Origin of the sequence: Paenibacillus rhizovicinus, from assembly GCF_010365285.1 — a bacterium.
GTDB lineage: Bacteria > Bacillota > Bacilli > Paenibacillales > Paenibacillaceae > Paenibacillus_Z > Paenibacillus_Z rhizovicinus.
The window spans coordinates 2,767,988-2,786,207 of record NZ_CP048286.1 but is presented as its reverse complement, the minus strand read 5'-3'; the positions used below and the strand labels follow the sequence as shown (position 1 = coordinate 2,786,207).

15 protein-coding genes and 1 pseudogene are annotated in these 18,220 nt (G+C 58.0%); 12 read left to right on the top strand and 4 right to left on the bottom strand.

All coding sequences use genetic code 11. From position 1 onward, the window contains the following. Positions 1 to 134 precede the first annotated feature (134 nt). The 6 genes from GZH47_RS12465 (at position 135) to map (ending at position 6,476) form a co-directional block, all read left to right on the top strand. A complete protein-coding gene (locus GZH47_RS12465; protein ID WP_162640382.1) occupies positions 135 to 1,928 on the top strand; it encodes an acyl-CoA dehydrogenase family protein in 1,794 nt (597 codons plus the stop codon). Between the two features lie 862 nt (positions 1,929 to 2,790). After that, entirely contained in the window at positions 2,791 to 4,521 is a 1,731-nt protein-coding gene (locus tag GZH47_RS12460) for a long-chain-fatty-acid--CoA ligase (protein ID WP_162640381.1), read from the top strand. Further along, entirely contained in the window at positions 4,518 to 4,955 is a 438-nt protein-coding gene (locus tag GZH47_RS12455; protein WP_225446463.1) for a PaaI family thioesterase, read from the top strand. Before GZH47_RS12460 ends, GZH47_RS12455 begins: the two co-directional genes overlap by 4 nt. A gap of 113 nt (positions 4,956 to 5,068) precedes the next feature. Continuing rightward, on the top strand, positions 5,069 to 5,242 hold the full coding sequence (locus GZH47_RS12450) for a hypothetical protein (protein ID WP_162640380.1): 174 nt from the start codon (positions 5,069 to 5,071) through the stop codon (positions 5,240 to 5,242). A 192-nt stretch (positions 5,243 to 5,434) separates the two neighbouring features. Beyond that, entirely contained in the window at positions 5,435 to 5,623 is a 189-nt protein-coding gene (locus GZH47_RS12445) for a hypothetical protein (RefSeq protein WP_161703939.1), read from the top strand. A gap of 109 nt (positions 5,624 to 5,732) precedes the next feature. Beyond that, positions 5,733 to 6,476, top strand: coding sequence for a type I methionyl aminopeptidase (gene map, locus GZH47_RS12440; RefSeq protein ID WP_162640379.1), 744 nt, complete (start codon positions 5,733 to 5,735; stop codon positions 6,474 to 6,476). A 142-nt stretch (positions 6,477 to 6,618) separates the two neighbouring features. On the opposite strand, the gene GZH47_RS12435 is transcribed toward map, so the two are convergent. Next, the gene (locus GZH47_RS12435) at positions 6,619 to 7,584 is read right to left on the bottom strand and encodes an AraC family transcriptional regulator (protein ID WP_162640378.1); all 966 of its coding nucleotides are present in this window, start codon (positions 7,582 to 7,584) and stop codon (positions 6,619 to 6,621) included. Between the two features lie 106 nt (positions 7,585 to 7,690). Here GZH47_RS12435 and GZH47_RS12430 point away from each other — a divergent pair, with 106 nt between their 5' ends. Beyond that, entirely contained in the window at positions 7,691 to 8,335 is a 645-nt protein-coding gene (locus GZH47_RS12430) for an SOS response-associated peptidase (protein WP_162640377.1), read from the top strand. A gap of 246 nt (positions 8,336 to 8,581) precedes the next feature. Next, the gene (locus GZH47_RS12425) at positions 8,582 to 9,340 is read left to right on the top strand and encodes a carbon-nitrogen hydrolase family protein (RefSeq protein WP_162640376.1); all 759 of its coding nucleotides are present in this window, start codon (positions 8,582 to 8,584) and stop codon (positions 9,338 to 9,340) included. Between the two features lie 144 nt (positions 9,341 to 9,484). Here the strand turns inward: GZH47_RS12425 and GZH47_RS12420 are convergent, their stop codons facing one another. Further along, complete coding sequence (locus GZH47_RS12420; RefSeq protein WP_162640375.1) at positions 9,485 to 10,273, bottom strand: helix-turn-helix transcriptional regulator; 789 nt, start codon at positions 10,271 to 10,273, stop codon at positions 9,485 to 9,487. 126 nt (positions 10,274 to 10,399) lie between these two features. On the opposite strand from GZH47_RS12420, the pseudogene pyk reads away from it, so the two are divergent. From pyk to GZH47_RS12405, 3 genes and pseudogenes are all read left to right on the top strand, one after another. Further along, positions 10,400 to 11,407: pseudogene (pyk, locus tag GZH47_RS12415) on the top strand (pyruvate kinase); the annotation flags it as partial. 285 nt (positions 11,408 to 11,692) lie between these two features. Continuing rightward, positions 11,693 to 13,630: an ABC-F family ATP-binding cassette domain-containing protein gene (locus GZH47_RS12410; protein ID WP_162640373.1), complete on the top strand. Its 1,938-nt coding sequence runs from the start codon at positions 11,693 to 11,695 to the stop codon at positions 13,628 to 13,630. A 93-nt stretch (positions 13,631 to 13,723) separates the two neighbouring features. Next, the gene (locus tag GZH47_RS12405; RefSeq protein WP_162640372.1) at positions 13,724 to 14,278 is read left to right on the top strand and encodes a hypothetical protein; all 555 of its coding nucleotides are present in this window, start codon (positions 13,724 to 13,726) and stop codon (positions 14,276 to 14,278) included. 799 nt (positions 14,279 to 15,077) lie between these two features. Here GZH47_RS12405 and GZH47_RS12400 read toward each other — a convergent pair. Further along, complete coding sequence (locus GZH47_RS12400; protein ID WP_162640371.1) at positions 15,078 to 16,535, bottom strand: MATE family efflux transporter; 1,458 nt, start codon at positions 16,533 to 16,535, stop codon at positions 15,078 to 15,080. 183 nt (positions 16,536 to 16,718) lie between these two features. Here GZH47_RS12400 and GZH47_RS12395 point away from each other — a divergent pair, with 183 nt between their 5' ends. Beyond that, a complete protein-coding gene (locus GZH47_RS12395) occupies positions 16,719 to 17,606 on the top strand; it encodes a helix-turn-helix domain-containing protein (protein ID WP_162640370.1) in 888 nt (295 codons plus the stop codon). Positions 17,607 to 17,758: 152 nt separating this feature from the next. On the opposite strand, the gene GZH47_RS12390 is transcribed toward GZH47_RS12395, so the two are convergent. Next, on the bottom strand, positions 17,759 to 18,202 hold the full coding sequence (locus GZH47_RS12390) for a Dps family protein (protein ID WP_162640369.1): 444 nt from the start codon (positions 18,200 to 18,202) through the stop codon (positions 17,759 to 17,761). Positions 18,203 to 18,220 lie beyond the last annotated feature (18 nt).

Here is an 18,220-nt window from a genome sequence, read left to right as displayed (position 1 = left end):
CGCGCGCAGCCGATGCAGCGAGCCCCGGCGTGACCCGGAAACCGCAAGCATTTCGCATCCGCTAGAGCACAAGCCTATTCGACCAGAGTCAGACCGACAAGCAACGCCTGCTTATTCAGAAAGGAGGCAGCGACATGGCCCAAAACAAAGGTTGGGGCGGCCGTTTCGTGGTAGAAGACATGACGCCCGAGGAGATCGCCACGCCGGAGGATTTTACCGAGGAACAGGTGATGATCGGCGAAGCGGCGCGCGCTTTTCTCGAAGGCGAAATTCGCCCGCGCGATGCTGAGATCGAGGCGCTGGATTACAAGCTGACGGTGGAACTGATGCGCAAGGCGGGGGAGCTCGGCTTGCTTGGCGCCGATGTTCCCGAGGCGTACGGCGGGCTCGGACTCGACAAGGTAAGCTCGACGCTGCTAGCCGAAACGCTGGCCGAAGCGTCGTCGTTCGCCTTGTCCATCGGTGCGCATGTCGGCATCGGCACGCTGCCGATCGTCTTCTTCGGGACGCCGGAGCAGAAGTCCAAATACTTGCCCGACCTGGCGATCGGCAAGCGAATCGCGGCGTACTGCCTGACGGAGCCGTCATCCGGTTCCGACGCCTTGGGCGCCAAAACGACAGCGAGGCTGAATGCGGAAGGCACGCATTACAAGCTGAACGGCTCCAAGCTCTACATTACCAATTCCGGATTTGCCGACGTGTTTATCGTTTACGCGAAGGTGAACGGGGATCATTTTACCGCGTTCATCGTGGAACGGGGCTTGCCTGGCTTCAGCATCGGGCCGGAGGAGCACAAGATGGGCATCAAAGGCTCGTCGACCTGTCCCATCTTCTTCGACGACACGCCGGTACCGGTGGAAAACGTGCTCGGCGAAGTCGGCAAGGGTCATCTCATCGCCTTTAATATTTTGAATATCGGACGCTTCAAGCTCGCCGCGGCTTGCGTCGGCGGGGCGAAGGAGACGATCGGGCTCGCCGCCAAATATGCGATCGGCCGCAAGCAGTTCGGACGTCCGATCGCCTCGTTCCCGCTCATCGGGGCGAAGCTGGCGGATATGAATATCTCGGCTTACGTGACGGAAAGTATGGTTTATCGCACGGCCGGCTGGATCGACGAAATGCTGCAATCGACGGATGCCCAAGAAGGCGATGCAAGCCAAGCCGGCGCCTGCGCGGCCAAAGCGATTTCCGAGTATGCGCTGGAATGTTCCATCAACAAAGTGTTTGCGACGGAAGCGCTGGATTACGTGGCGGACGAAGCGGTGCAAATTCATGGCGGCTACGGCTATATCAAGGAGTACAAAGTCGAACGGATTTACCGCGACTCCCGCATCAACCGGATTTTCGAGGGGACGAACGAAATCAACCGGATGCTCATCCCCGGCACGCTGATGAAGAAGGCGCTCAAAGGCGAGCTGCCTCTGCTGCGAAAAGCACGCGCCTTGCAAGCGGAGCTGCTGCAGCCGATGCCGCTGCCGGCGTTCGACGAACCGCTCAGCAAGGAAACGTACCGGATCGGGCAGGCCAAAAGGACGTTTCTGGCCGTCGGCGGCTTGGCGGTGCAAAAGTACGGGCTTGCGCTGGAGCAGCAGCAGGAGGTCCTCTGCCTGCTGGCCGACATGATGATCCAAACGTTCGCGATGGAGAGCGCCGCGCTCCGCACGCGTAAAATGCTTCTCCGCGCCGATCCCGCCGCGGCCGCCCGCACTCGCAACGCCGTCGACATGACAATCGTCTTCGTGCAGGAAGCGATGGAGCGTATCGAGCGCTACGCGAAGACGACGTTATCCGCCCTGGAAACGGGCGATTCGCTGCAGACGCAGCTGGCCGTGCTGAAAAAGCTGATGCGCGCGCCGCTGGATGACATCATCGCGCTCAAACGCGGAATTGCCGCCCGCGTCATCCGAAGCCAGCAATACACGTTGTAGCCCGGAGCAGCGGGAGCGGTCCGTCAAGGGCATGAGCTGTCGGGTGTGAAAGAGCTGGCTTTTGTTCGCAAGTGGCTTCAACAGAGGCTTCAACAGAGGCGTCAAGAGAGGCGTCAAGAGAGGCTTCAACAGAGTCTTCGACAGAGCCTCCAACAGAGCTTCCAACAGAGTCTTCAGCAGAGACTCCAACAGAGCCTCTAACAGAGTCTTCAGCAGAGACTCCAACAGAGTCTTCAGCAGAGACTCCAACAGAGTCTTCAGCAGAGACTCCAACAGAGACACCAACAGAGGCTTCAACAGAGAGGCTTCAACAGAGGCTTCAACAGAGGCTTCAACAGAGGCTTCAACAGAGCCTTCAACAGAGGCTTCAACAGAGGCTTCAACAGAGACACCAACAGAGGCTACAACAGAGCCTCCAACAGAGAGGCCAACAGAGACTCCAACAGCGGCTTCTAAAAGAGCCTCCAAAACAGCTTCCAAGAAGGCGTTCTCGCGCCAAGGCAGCACTACGAATCTCATAACTCGAAGGTGCTGGGGAGTTAATTCAGTAACCTAACGAACTCAGAAAGCGCTATTCGCCGATTTTAGCCGCAATCGAAATTCTAACGAATCGTACAACGCTTATTGAATGGAAAATGAGCGAATTTGAGTGAATATAGGTGCATTTACGACGAATAGCATCGATAGGATTCGTTAGCTTTACAAAACGCCTTAAATACCCCTAATAAGGCGTCCAGGGTTCGTTACATCCATGCAGCGATGCGTCCAGCATCATTTCAGAAGGGCTCATGCTGCCGAAGCAAGTTTTCGCTCGCGAGGATGCACCTCGATATGTTTCGCAAAAACGTTCAGGAGGCGGGACATGGATCAACCGCAGGCTTTGCCCTGGCTTCGCAATTATCCCGGCGAGGTCGCCCCGGAAGTGGAAATCCCGAACCTCACCCTTGGCGATTTGCTGCTCCAGGCCGCCGCCAAATACCCCGCCAGCGAGGCGCTGCACTTCTTCGGCAAGCGGACCTCGTATAAGGAGCTGCTCGCCGCGGCTCAGCGGATGGCGGCGGGGCTTCAGCAGGCCGGAATCGGCAAAGGCGACCGCGTCGCCATCATGCTTCCGAACTGCCCGCAGACGGTCATCTCGTATTTCGGCGTCCTGCTCGCCGGGGCGGTCGTCGTCATGACGAACCCGCTCTACGTGGAGCGCGAGCTGGAGCATCAATTGAAGGACAGCGGCGCCGTCGCCATCGTGACCTTGGATTTGCTCTACCCCCGCCTCGCGCGGGTGCGCGGCGATACGCCTGACGAGGGGCCCGTTCCGCAGCTGCGGAAGGTGATCGTCACTTCCATTCAGGATGGGCTGCCCTTTCCGAAAAACATGCTCTACCCCATCAAGCAGCGCCGTGCGGGACAGTCTCCGAACGTGCCCTACGGCAAGAACGGGGTCACGCGCTATGTTTCGTTCCTGTCGAAAGCCGCCAAGCTGCCCGCCGAGGTCCATGCCGACCCGGCGGATATCGCGCTGCTGCAATATACGGGAGGCACGACCGGCATCGCCAAAGGCGTCATGCTGACGCACCGCAATATGCTCGCGAACGCGCATCAGTGCGCGGCTTGGTTTTACCGGGTGCAGGAAGGGAAAGAACGGTTCCTCGCGGCGCTGCCGCTGTTTCACGTGTTCGGATTGACGGTTATTATGAATCTGTCCGTGCTGAAGGCCGGTTCGATCCTGCTGCTGCCGCGCTTTGAACTTGAGGCCGTGCTCAAGACGATTCGCGACGAGAAACCATCGATCTTCCCCGGGGCGCCGACGATGTACGTCGCGCTGTTGAACCACCCCGACGTGAAGAAATACGACTTGTCGTCCATCAAAGTGTGCGTCAGCGGCTCTTCTCCCCTTCCGCTGGAGGTGCAGACGCAGTTCGAGCAGATGACCGGCGGACGGCTGATTGAAGGCTACGGGTTAACGGAAGCTTCGCCGGTGACGCATACGAATCCGTTGTGGACGAAACGGAAGATCGGCACGATCGGACTGCCGCTGCCCGGCACGCTGGCCAAAGTCGTCCATGCGGAAACCGGCGAAGAGCAGCCGCCGGGCGAGATTGGCGAGCTGTTGATCAAGGGCCCGCAGGTGATGCTGGGCTACTGGAACAAGCCTGAGGCGACGGCGAACGCGCTGCAGGACGGCTGGCTGCGGACCGGAGATTTGGCGCAGATCGACAGGGACGGATTTTTCACGATCGTGGACCGGATCAAGGACATCATCATCGCCGGCGGCTTCAACATCTACCCCCGCGAGGTGGAAGAGGTGCTGTATGAGCATCCCGGCGTCAGGGATGCGGCCGTTATCGGCGTGAAGGATGCGTACCGGGGAGAGACGGTCAAGGCGTTCATCGTGCTGCGCAAGGACGTAAGCGTCTCCTCCATGCAGCTGGACCGCTGGTGCAGGGAACGGCTGGCGGTGTTCAAAGTGCCGCATCAGTACGAATTCCGCACCGAGCTGCCGATGACGATGATCGGTAAAGTGCTGCGGCGCAAGCTGCAGGAAGAAGAAGAACTGGCCGCGGCCGGGAATGATGAAGGTGGCGCAGCGACATGATGGAAGGCGAGCAAGACCGTTCGCGCTCGCAGGAGGCCAAAGCGCGGCTTGAGGCGCTGGAAGCGGCCGCCCGGCCGACTTTCTGGGGCTACCTCGGCTGCGAGCTGGTGTCCGCAGGGGAGGACCGGGCGGTCATCGCGCTGCAGGTCAGGCCGGAGCATCTGAATCTGGCCGGCATCGTCCACGGAGGCGTGCTGGCTTCCCTGCTCGACAATGCGATGGGGCTGGTTGCGATCCTCGCCTGCCCGGGAGAACGGACGGTAACGACGGGGCTGAACGTTCATTATTTGCTGCCCTCGTCCGAGGGACTGCTGACCTGTGAAGCGGCGCTCATATTTCGCTCGAGAAGAACACTTACATTAGAAGGGCGAATTGCCGATAATAAAGGTGAGCTTCTTGTATGGGGAAGCGGAACGTTCCGCAGAGTAACTTGATTGTAACATGTTACATTTGTGTAGCGGGTTGTCCGCCGCATTGAAAGCGCTATTCCTTTCCTCTATAATTAGCCTATATATGGAAATTAGACAGAGCGAGAGGAGGGCGCATCGTGGTTAGCCCTTGGATAACGACTGCGGTCATCTTGTTCGGCATCATCGTCGCAATCGTGGGCGTCGTCGCCTACTTGCGCATGTACAAAAGCAGTGCCTGGTCGGCTGCAACGACGCGCTCGCAGGAATGGGATAACTCAGGCGTCGAATCGACAGATAACGACGAAAAATGAGGTTACAGAAATAAAATAAATAGCTGTTCGCTTTTATATCCCTCTTTAAAATGTTATAATTAATTGATAAATTAGATAATTCAAACCAGCCTGCTCCATGGCGCTTACAGGCTCACCTTCATTCAAGTGGATCGTTCAACATGCTCCAATCGTATTTGTTAGAACCACCAACCGATGCTAGGAGGGGATTTCATGGCGAAACGCAGCCATAATGAAGTCAAAGAAAGCCTCGTGGAGCTGACGCGCATTTTCCAACCGAAAGACTCGCGCAAATTCGTCAGGGATTATATCCGCAAGTACAGAATTATGGGCGGCTATGAGGAAGAACTGACGCTGCTGGTAGAGCATGAAATGGGGAGGCTTCGCTCCTCGGTAAGTTAATCGAACGCATCGACAGCCTTGCCCGGTAAGATAGGGACAAGGCTTTTTTGTTCCCTATCGCAAATTAAACTCTGCTTCGCCCTGCAGCACGCTTATGGAGGGATGTCGCATGATTCAATACAAAACGAAAGAAGAGATCGAGCGCATACGCAAGGCGGGGCGCATCGTAGCGGCTTGCCATCGCGAGATCGCCCGGCGGCTAAGGCCGGGCGTGACGACGCTTGAGATCGACCGATTCGCGGAAGCGTATTTGAGCGGAAACGGCGCGAAGCCGGCCCAGAAAGGGTACAAAGGCTACCCGTTCGCCACCTGCGCTTCCGTTAACGAAGTCGTCTGCCATGGGTTTCCGCGCAACATTCCCTTGCGGGAAGGGGAGATCGTGACCATCGACATGGTCGCCGAGCTGGACGGCTGGATGGCGGATTCCGCCTGGACGTATCCGGTCGGGCGGGTCAACCCCGATATGGCCAGACTGCTGGAAGCGACGAAATTTGCGCTCTTTCAGGGAATCGCGCAAGCGACGTCCGGCAAGCGCCTCGGCGATATCGGCGCTGCCGTGCAGGCCGTGGCGGAACGCGAGAATTACGGCATCGTGGAGGCGTTCATCGGTCATGGCATCGGGCGGCGGATGCACGAGGATCCGCAGGTGCATCACACGGGCAAAGCCGGTACCGGCAGGAAGCTGCGGGAGGGCATGGTCATTACGGTCGAACCGATCTTCGTCACCGGCAAGCCGCATATTTCGGTCGATGCGGACGGCTGGACGGCCCGCACGTTCGACGGTTCCTGGGGGGCGCAATTCGAGCATACGATAGCGGTCACCGGCGACGGCCCCGTCGTTCTGACAGGATGAGCGAAACTGAGCGGTCGGCAGTTGCGGCTGGTTTAGTTACTCTCTTGTCGCTTGCTTCGCCGATGCCCGGTGGTAGTGCTTGCTCATTGGAGAAACGCCTCGTCCCTGCACATTCTGCGGGGACGAGGCGTTTTTTTGCATGTTAGTCGAGCTCTTGTCCTGTCTGCGCGGGCAGGCGGGGAGGCTGGGGAAGATTCAAGGACGCCCGGTATTGGCGAGGCGTGACGCCGGTCTTCTTCTTGAACAGCCGATTGAAAAATTTCGTGTCCTGGTAGCCGGAGCGGGCTGCGATCGCGCTGATTTTGTCCGTCGTCTCGAGAAGCAGCCGGCAGCCGATATCGATCCGGGCGCTTTGCACGAAGTCGAGGAACGTGACGCCGGTCGCTCGCTTGAAGCTGCGTTGAAACTGGCGCTCGCCGATACCCAGCTTTGCCGCCATATCGCCCGCTAGCAGCTCCGCGGAACAGTTGGCGCCTATATAGGCAAGCAGCTCCTGCATGGAGGCGGCGGGCATTTCCGGGTCCGATGGCGCTCGCTCGGGACCTTCGATTTGCTGCCGGTACAGCTGAACGAGCAGCTCGACCGTCAAGGCGCATAGCGCGGCGGCCGATCCCGGCCGCCGGTCCGAGAATTCACGGTGCAGCCGGCGGAACAAGCGCTGTGCTTCTTCGCCGCGATCATGGAGGTGAAACCAGGCTTTGCCTGCGCCTCTTTCATTGAAGAAGGATACGAGCCCGGGCTCGGCCTGCACGGCCAGCAGCAGGCTGTTCAGTTGTTCGGCCGTAAGGATGCAATTGTATAGAACGAGCGGCTGCCCTTTCGCCGCCGGACGGAAGACATGGGAGATGCCGATGGGAATGAAGAACAGGTCGCCGCGCGTGACGGCCATTTGTTCCGTATCCAAATAGTGAAAGCCCGAGCCCTCGGCCACGAGGCAAATTTCGATGAAATCATGCGCATGCATGCGAAGGTCGAACGATTCATGGACGCGGTTGACGTAGACCGGCATCGGGTTATCGATCAGAGAGGCGTAAGGCAGCAGCCGTTCCCCCCTGGAAAAAGGCGCGGGAGCGCGGAGAGCCTCCGTTTCGTTCGCGGTTTCTTTCATGCCGGTCCACCTCCTTGGTATAGCTTTATTATAGCGAATCCTTCCCCGGCGCACATGATTTTGGCGGAAGCGGTCATAATAACCAAAACAAAAGGAGGGTTTTACCATGTGCCAAGCGATTTCCATTACGGCCGCTTCATCCGAGCTGACGGAACGTTTCGAACTCGATAATGTCCTATTCCATACTTCGAGCCGCTACGAAATTCAACCCACGGAGTCGATTTCCGCGATTATTCACCTCAAGAACGAACGGGTGCTGGACGAATTCCGCTGGGGAATGGTACCGTATTGGGCCAAGGATTCCGTGCGCATGGACAGCTTGCAGCTGTTCGAAAAGCCGATCTACGATCGGATCGCGAACAAGCAGCGCTGCGTGATTCCGTGCAACGGCTTCTATGTCACCAGAACCGAGGGCAAAGAAGTGCAGCGGGTCAAAATCACGATGCGAAGCGGGACGTTTGCCATTGCCGGGCTCTACGACGTGTTCCGTCCGGCTTCCGGCGAGGAGATGCGCACCTGCACGATGCTCATGACCAAAGCGAACGGACTGATCGCTCCCTATCAGCCGCAAATGCCGGCTATTCTAGAGCAGGAGGACATTTCGGACTGGCTGACGCGCGGCGCCTGCACGCCGTTTAAGCTGAAAAACATGCTGAGAATGATGGAGTCGGTGCGCATGATCGCCATTCCGGTCTCGGAGTCCGGCGAAGCGGAAATGGAATTCGAAGCGCCGCGGACGGAATGGGTGTAGCGGATACTTGCGCGAGCGTGAGCGGCAAAGCTGCTCCTGTTAATCGGGAGTGATGAATAAGGTTCCTTGAAAGCCGCGATTATCGCGGCTTTTGTCATTGCGGGAGAGGATGCGCTCGTTGTATTAATCATAGCGATGCGAAAGATTCATTATACAAACGATTCGGTTGCGAGTAAGATTCACTCTATGCTAACCATGCTGCAGATAAGTTACTAGATTGGATTAGAATGGATTGGGGGAATAGCGATGCGAATTGGATTAGCTCAAACTCGATTTCCATCCAGCTTGAAGGATGGGATGGCAGCCGTGCGGAAGATGATTGAATCCGGAGCCGAGCAGCAATGCGACCTTCTCTGCTTCCCGGAATCTATTCTTCCCGGGCTGCGAGGCGTCGGCTATGGGGTCGAAGCGTATGATCATCGGCGGATGACGGAATCTCTGGATGAAGTCTGCGAGCTTGCCCGGCTGAACCGCGTAGCGGTTATTTTGCCGACGGAGTGGTTGGATGAACGCGGTATGCATCTCGCGGCCTTCGTCATCTCGGCCGAGGGGAAGGTGCTGGGTTACCAGACCAAGAACCAAATCGATCCCGATGAAGATCAATTCGGGTACCTACCTGGACAAGGACGTCAATTGTTCGAGATCGGGGACGTGAAATTCGGCATCGTTATTTGTCATGAGGGCTGGAGGTATCCGGAGACGGTCAGGTGGGCGGCGCTTCGCGAAGCGAGCATCGTCTTTCACCCGCAATTCACCGGAGAGGTGGAGCAGCCGGCGTTCTATGAAGGCGCGATGCTTTGCCGGAGTCAGGAAAACAACATATTCTTCGCCAGCGTCAATTACGCGCTGCCTGTCCAAGGCAGTCCGACAGCGCTTATCTCTCCTTCGGGGAAACGATTGCGCGCAGCCGAGTCCGGTACGGAGCAGCTGATCGTTTGCGATATCGATCCGAGCGAAGCCAGCGGCTTGTTGGCCAGCCGTCTGCGCCCGGAGCTTCTCCTGTAGCTGTCACCTGCCACAATCGGGAATGCGGATACGATTCGGATAACAGCTTGTTCCGACTACTGTCTATAACCGACTTACAAGAAACACCAGCAGACCGCTGGTGTTTTTTTCCATTAGAGCAGTTGTGCGAACCTTTTCGGGCGCTCAATCGCGGTCCGACCGCTCCGCGATCACGTCGGAAGGCAGCTTCGCCGTGATGCGTTTGAAAATCCGGTTGAAATACGACGGGTCGCTGTAGCCCAGATGCTCGGAAATGTCCTGCACGGTCAGCTGCGAGTGGCGGAGCATATAGACCGCGGTCTTCATTCTCCGGCGGTGCACGTAATCGCTGATCGTCATGCCCGTCACTTTGCGGAACAAGGAAGCGGCATAGTTGGGACTGACGCCGATGCAGGCGCCGAGCTCGATCTTGGTGATTTTGCCGCGGTAATGATCGTCGATGTAGCGCTTCATGACTTCGATATGGTGAATGGAAGACGGCGCCTTCTCGCCCTCGTCGTATTCCCGGCTGACCGTCACCATCAGCTCGGTGAGCAGCGCGGCGCACATGATGGAGAAGTAGCGGTCTCTGGCCGTCCACTGCTCGACGATATAGAGCAGCTTCTCCAGCAGCAGCTCCGGCATATGCGTGACCCAGCGAAGCGGCGTGCGCCTCGAGAGAATGGGGAGCAAGCGCACGGTGGCGGAATCGGCCGGACTGAAGCGGACGACGACGCTTTCGCGGATGCTGCCGGCGCCATACAGTTCTGCGACCGGCAAGCCGGAGGGGATGAGCAGCAGATCGTTCTTGCGAAGCTGCATCGTCTGGCCCGCGACGCGGTAACTGGTCTGGCCGAATCGGATCCAGATCAGCGCAAGGCTGTCGCTGCCTAAGGATTTCTGTTCGATCCCGAGCATGCCGCGCTCTTGGCGGATATCGAAGATGTCGAACATGGCACACACTCCCATCTGTCTTCGTCGTACTATTATACAACCACTGTACTATAGTTCATCGCGCTCGCGCAAATGTTCTTTTACAATGAAAGAAGAGATGAAAATAGGATCCAAGGAGTGAGCGGAATGAAAAAGACATCGATCGTTTGTACGATGGGACCTGCTTGTATGTCACCGGAAATGTTGGAAAATATGCTGCTTGCCGGCATGAATATAGCAAGACTGAATTTGGCGCATGGGGAGCTTGACGATCATAAGGAGCGCATCGAGCTGGTTCGTGCTGCAGCTAAGAAATTGAACCTGCCTGTCTCCATCATGCTGGACATCAAAGGACCGGAAATCCGTACGGGATTGCTGCAAGAGCCATCCTACCTGCTGAAAGCCGGCGAGTTTCTGACGCTGACGACGGAACAGATCCAAGGCACGGAGAAACGTATTTCGGTTTCTTATGACCTGGCCAGCGACGTGAAGATCGGTTCCCGCATCATGATCGACGACGGCTTGATCGAGCTGCAAGTCGTTCGCATCGAAGGGCCGGACGTTGTGTGCTTGATTCAGAACGGCGGCGTCATTAAGAACCGCAAAGGCGTCAATCTGCCTGGTATCCGCACAAGCCTGCCGGGCGTAACGGAGAAAGACAAACTGCACATCGCCTTCGGTATCGAGCACAACGTGGAAATCATCGCGATGTCGTTCGTTCGCCGCGCGGAGGACGTGCAGGAAGTGAAAGCGATGCTGGCCGAGAAAGGCGCTTCGCACATTCAAGTGATGTCCAAAATCGAGAACCAAGAAGGTCTCGACGAGCTGGAAGCGATCGTAGAAGCGTCCGACGGCATCATGGTTGCCCGCGGCGATCTTGGTGTCGAGATTCCGATCGAGGAAGTGCCGGTAGCGCAAAAGCAAATGATTCAATCCTGTAACCGTGCCGGCAAATTCGTCGTAACGGCGACGCAAATGCTGGAATCGATGCAGAGCAACCCTCGTCCGACCCGCGCGGAAGCTTGCGACGTTGCCAATGCGGTATGGGACGGCACGGACGCGGTCATGCTTTCCGGCGAGACGGCTGCAGGGAAATATCCGCTCGAAGCGGTCCGTACGATGGCCGCGATCGCAGTCCGCGCAGAGGAAGCGATTCTCGAGTTTGCAAATAAAGATTTGATCCGCGCGTAGGCATCGTTTAAAGTGAATAGACAAGGTGAAACGGCTGTCGCCGTCCTTGTGGCGGCGCAGCGCGGTTCATTCCGGTGAAATCCAATCTTGGATTTGAAGGTGAAACGGCTGATGCTGCCCTCGAGGCGGCGTCAGCCCTTTTCATTCCGGAGAAATCCATGCATCGGCTGCGGCTAATGCGCTCGGATGAGGACAAACCGCCCGTACTCGGGGCGCTTTGCGATTTACTTACGTTAGGCGGGAGCAATCATGCACGTATTGACGATTGATCATATTTCCAAGAGCTACGGCGAGAAAATATTGTTTCAAGACGTATCGTTCGGCGTGGAAACGGGCGATAAGATCGGCATCATCGGCGTAAACGGCACCGGGAAGTCGACGTTTCTTCAAGTCGTCGCAGGAATAGAGCCCCCTGATTCGGGCTCTATTCTCGTTGCCGGCGGCACGACGGTGCGGATGCTGTCGCAGGATCCCCAGTTCGATCCCGAGGAGACGGTGCTCGAGCATGTGCTCGGCGGCGATTCCGCGCAAATGCAGGCGGTCCGCGCTTACGCGGATGCACTGCGCGATCTCGAGTTGAATTCCAGCGACGCGGCGCTGCAGGAGCGGCTTGTTCGCGCCAACCAGCGGATGGATGAGCTGGAGGCTTGGGGCATCGAGAGCGATGCGAAGATCGCGCTGACGAAGCTCGGCATCTTGAATTTCGATGCCAAGCTCGGCATTCTCTCCGGCGGACAGCGCAAGCGCGTCGCCATGGCGGCGGCACTGATTCAGCCGGCAGACGTGCTGCTGCTGGACGAGCCGACCAACCATATCGACAACGAATCCGTCGCTTGGCTGGAAGGCATGCTGCAGAAGCGCAAGGGCGCGCTGCTGATGATTACGCATGACCGGTACTTCCTGGACCGCGTCAGCAACCGGACGCTGGAGCTCGACAAGGGCCGCGCGTATTTCTATTCCGCGAATTACAGCCGCTTCTTGGAACTGAAGCTGGACCGCGAGGAGCGGGAAGCGGCTTCGGAGTCGAAGCGCCAGAATCTGCTCCGCAATGAGCTGGCCTGGATGCGCCGCGGCGCGCAGGCGCGTTCGACGAAGCAGCAGGCGCGCATTCAACGGTTCGAGGCGCTGAGCGCGCAAGGGCCCGATCGGGCGGCAGGCAAGCTGGAGATGTCGGTTGCCTCGTCCAGACTCGGGAAGAAAATTCTCGAGATCGAGAACGTACGCAAATCGTTCGAAGGACGCACCGTCATCGAGGATTTCAGCTACATCGCGGTGCCGGAAGACCGCGTCGGCATCGTTGGCCGCAACGGCCTCGGCAAGTCGACGCTGCTGAAGCTGATCGCAGGCAAGCTGGATCCGGACGCGGGTACCGTCTCGCTCGGACCGACAGTCAAGCTCGGCGTGTTCTCGCAGGAGCGCGAGGAGATGGACGAGACGCTGCGCGTCATCGATTTCATCCGCGAAACCGCGGAGCAGGTGACGACGGGGGACGGTTCGACGATTACGGCGGGACAAATGCTGGAGCGGTTTCTGTTTCCGCCGGTGCAGCAGTGGACGCCGATCGGAAAGCTGTCCGGCGGCGAGAAACGGCGACTGCAGCTGCTGCGCGTCCTGATGGAAGCGCCGAACGTGCTGCTGCTGGATGAGCCTACGAATGATTTGGACATCTTGACGCTGACTGTGCTGGAAGATTATTTGGACGAATTCCCTGGCGTCGTCTTCACGGTATCCCATGATCGCTACTTCCTGGATCGGATTGCGGAGCGGATCTTCGCGTTCGAAGGCGATGGCGTCATCGAGCAGCATGTCGGCAACTTCTCGGATTATCAGGCTTACGCGTCGGCACACGGCGTTCGATCGTCGGCTGGCGAGAGCGCAGCCGAGCGCAAGCCTGCTCCGGCAGCGGCGCAGGCGAAGCAGGATGCGGTACAAGAGCCGGCCAAGCCGACCAAGATGACGTATAACGAGCAGAAGGAATTCGATACGATCGATGCCGATATCGAGAAGGCGGAGACCGCGCTCCAGAAGGTGCAGGAGCGGATGGAAGCGTCGGCCAGCGACTCCGGCCTGCTGCAGGAACTGCTCGCGGAGCAGGCGCAGCTGGAGCTGAAGCTGGAGCAGCTGATGGATCGTTGGGCTTACTTGAATGAGTTAGCGGAGCAGATCGCGGCGAATAAGAAGAAATAGATGTGTGAGTTAAGTGCAAAAAGCCGTCCCGCTGTTGAAGCAGGACGGCTTTTTACGTGGTCAGGGCGGCGGAGCTGCCGGGGCTGTGGCTGAATGACGAGGACAGGAAAGAGGTGTGCTCCGAGTACTACGCCAAGCAGAGCGCCAGCAGAACGCCAAGCAGAACGTCAAGCAGAGCGCCAGCAGAACGCCAAGCAGAACGCCAAGCAGAACGCCAAGCAGAACAGCCGAGCAGAACAGCCAAGCAGAACAGCCAAGCAGAACAGCCAAGCAGAACAGCCAAGCAGAACAGCCAAGCAGAACAGCCAAGCAGAACAGCCGAGCAGAACAGCCGAGCAGAGCGCCAAGCAGAGCGCCAAGCAGAACGCCAAGCAGAACGTCATGCAGAACGCCAAGCAGAACGCCAAGCAGAACGCCAAGCAGAACGCCAAGCAGAACGCCAAGCAGAACGTCAAACAGAGCGCCAAGCAGAACACCAAGCAGAGCGCCAAGCAGAACGCCAAGCAGAACGCCAAGCAGAACGCCAAGCAGAGCGCCAAGCAGAACACCAAGCAGAGCGCCAAGCAGAGCGCCAAGCAGAACGCCAAGCAGAACGCCAAGCAGAACGCCAAGCAGAACGCCAAGCAGAACGCCAAGCAGAACGTCTAGCAGAGCGCCAAGCAGGACGCCAAGCAGAACGCCAAGCAGAGCGCCAAGCAGAACGTCAAGCAGAGCGCCAAGCAGAACACCAAGCAGAGCGCCAAGCAGAACAGCCAAAGTCCGGCGCTGGCTCCGCGGCCAGCATCATGGTCAGTTTTCAGGCCGCACAACGCGAGTGGTTGACTCTCTCACAATAACTGTAACGAACCCAGATGACGCTATTTGGTGAATTTTTGATCCATTCGGATTTTAACGAATCGAGAGAGGCTTATTAATGCGAAATCGAACGGAAATCGAGCAAAATGGGTGCGTTGGAGTCGAATAGCGATTATAGGATTCGTAAGAATCTCAAACGGCCCCAAAAGCCGAAGATAAGGTTTGTACGGTTCGTTAGTGTTTTGTGATGGGCATACGGTCCGACCGAAGCGCGCTAGCTAGGGGGCGTTCATGCCGGACCGAAGCGCGATAGCTCTGAAGCGTACGGTCCGACCGAAGCGCGCTAGCTCCGGGGCGTATGGCCCGACCGAAGCGCGATAGCTCCGGAGCGTTCGGTCCGACCGAAGCGCGATAGCTCTGAAGCGTACGGTCCGACCGAAGCGCGCTAGCTCCGGGGCGTATGGCCCGACCGAGTCGCGATAGCTCCTGGCGTTCATGCCGGACCGAAGCGCGATAGCTCTGAAGCGTACGGTCCGACCGAAGCGCGCTAGCTCCGGGGCGTATGGCCCGACCGAGTCGCGATAGCCCCAGGGCGTTCATGCCGGCCGGCTCGGTTCGCATGACTATCGAATTGCAAACGGCACGCGAATCGTTACACGTTCAGCGGCCGGGCCGGTTTCGGCGCCGAAGCCGCCGCGGCTCCGGCGTGCGAACTGCCATGCGACTGCGCGGCAGCTGGCATAAGCCGCAGCCACTCCGCGTGTTCCTCGCGTTTCAGCACCTTTCGCTGCCGCCAGCGAAGGAAAGCAAGAAAACCGCGCACATACTCGTCGGCGATCATGCAGCAGTAGATGGCTACGAGTCCCCAGCCCAGGTGAAGGCCGAAATAATAGGACAGGCCGACAGCCACGATCCACATGGAGAACAGGGAGGTCGTCATCGGGAAACGCGTGTCGCCGACCGCGTTCAAGCCGGAGTTGAAACCCATGTTCATCATTTTACCGGGCTGCAGGAGCATGTTGAGCGCGAGCAAGGAGACGCCCATATGAATTATGTCGGGATCGTCCGTGAAGAAGCCGAGAAACCATTTGCCGAGCAGAGCGAGCAGCCCTGCATTGACAGTGACGACGGCAAGCCCGATATAGAGCGCTTTGTAGGCGCCGCGGTAGGCTTCTTGCCACTTCTTCGCGCCGAAATGGTGGGCGATCTGGATTTGCACGGCCATGGCGATCGCAAAACCGAGCATGAAACAGAACGATTCGAGCGTGTTCATGTACGTTCGGGTCGCGAGCTCTTTCGCACCCAAAGTAGCCAGAAACACGAAGATGATCATTTGCGAGAGCATCCAGCAGGATGAATTGACGCCAAGCGGCCAGCCGATGCGGAGCACTTCCTTGAAGAGCTTCCGGTCGCGCAGCCGAATATCTGCGATTCCAACCTTGCGCTCGAAGGCGCCGACGAACATGTAAGCGAGAATGAGCATCATGATGATCCGGCAGGAGAGCGTGGAGATCGCGACGCCATGCAGGCCCAGCTTCGGAAATCCGAACGCACCGAAAATAAAGCCGTAATTAAACAGCACGTGCAGCAAATTGATGACGACGGCCGTCAGCATCGGACCGCGCGTGTTGCCCGTATTGCGGATCACGGTGCTGAACGCGGCCGACAAGGCGAATGGCGCAAGCGCGCAGCCGGCGGTGGAGATATAGGTATGCGCCAGCGGGAGCAGCTCCTCCGGCGTTTGAATCAGCCGCGCGATCTGGTCTGGAAGCAGGAAGAGCAGCGCGCTGATCCCGAGACCGATGCAGCCCGTCACTTTCGCCGCGATGATGCCGATCGTGCGGGCGTCTTCCGGATTCCTTGACCCCAGCTTCTGGGCGACGAGAATGCCTGCCCCGCCAGTGATCGTCATAAACAGCGTGTTCAGCCCGTTGAACAGCTGATTCGAGAGCCCGACGACCGCGACGGCGTCGTCGGAAACCCGGCTCACCATTAACGTATCCACGGTGCCGAGCAGCGTGGCGAGAAATAATTCAATGAAGATCGGCCATGACAATGACCACAAGGAATACGAGCGAAGCCCGTTCCTGTCTAATGCAGATGCTCCCATCTTGATTTGCCTGCCTCCCAAAGTTGCCTTCTTGCGCGTTCGGCGCGTCATGCACCGAAAGCGGAGCGCGGTTGATGCGCGCATATCACTTTCAAATTATAATGGGAATACGGATCGCGAAGTATGATGTTATCAACCGAAACTTTCAAATTTGAAACCTTACCGTGGAAAGGAAGGGGTTGCATGAGCAGACTGCAATTTACGGTTCCCCCGCTGCCGCATTACATGCTTTGCGGGCCGATGTCTCACGCTCCCGGCAGAAGGCATGCCAGCCGGAGGGATACGGGCGTATTCGATCTGCTCGTCGTGCGCGAAGGCTGTCTGTACATGGGGGAGGAGGATCGGACCTTCGAAGTGGAGCCGGGCTGCGCGTTGATTCTCCGCCCGGACACCTATCATTTCGGCACGCAAGGCTGCACGGAACGCACCTCTTACTACTGGCTGCATTTCCAGACGACGGGCAGTTGGACCGTAACGGACGACGAGCTGCCCCGCCATGGACTGGAACCGTACGACGAGAAACGCACGCAGGCCATGTGGTCGTATTCGACGCATACGTTTCATATTCAAGTGCCGCAATTCGTGAAGCTCCTGCATCCAAACAAAATGGACGAGCTGTTCGAGCAGCTCATCCAGCTGAACCAAAGCTTCTATTCCGGCAACGCAAAATGGAGCCAGCAGGTCCTCTTCCAAGAAGTGCTGTGGCAGCTGTCCGCCTCGATGGCGAAGGAAGAATCGACGCCGGCCGCGGCCTGCGCGGAGTTGGCGGCAGATTACATGCGCAAGCATTACCGGGAGCCGATTACCGCGCAGGAGCTGGGCGAGCGGCTTAATTTTCACCCGGTCTACATCGCCCGCTGCATGCAGCGGATCTATGGCTGCGCGCCGATGGAATACCTGCTGCACCAGCGCATCGAGCAGGCGAAGCTGCTGCTCCTTCAATCCGACCTCTCCATTGGCCGAATCGCGGAAGAGGTCGGCTTTAATCAGGCGGCGTATTTCACGTCCTGCTTCACGCGCAAGGAAGGCATTTCGCCGCGGCAGTTCCGGCAGCGGTTCTCCTATGGTTGAACGCAGTCCGATCGCCGCCGCATCATCCTCGTCCTACCTCTAATCAGCACAAAAAGACCACCTTCCGCAGCATAGGCTGCGCCGAAGGCGGTCTTCTATTCCGTTAGGCAGCGATGAAAGCGAAAGCGGGCTGCCGTCAGGCGTTTGATCAATTAGCGGCCGTTGAACGCTTTGAGCATCCACACATGTTTCTCAAGCGATTTGTGAATGGCCAGCAGCAGGTCGCCCGTCGTTTCGTCGCCGGCAGCGGCAGCGGCTTCCATGCCTTCCTTCAGCTCGGCGGCGACGTTCGTGAAGTCCTCGATAAGGGAATCCACCATCTCGTTTGCCTCTTCCTTGCCTGTCGCTTCTTTGACGCTGGAATACTCCAAGTATTCCGACATCGTGGCGTACGGCGTTCCGCCGACGGCCAGCAAGCGCTCGGCGATGTCGTCGACATGCAGCGTCGCTTCTTCGTAGAGCTCTTGGAATTTCACGTGCAGCGTGAAGAACGAGTTGCCTTTGACGTACCAGTGATAGTTATGCAGCTTCACATAGAGGACGCTCCAGGTCGAGATTTGTTTGTTCAGAATCGTTTGCAGTTTTTTGTTCGGCATGTTTGGCATCTCCCTCAT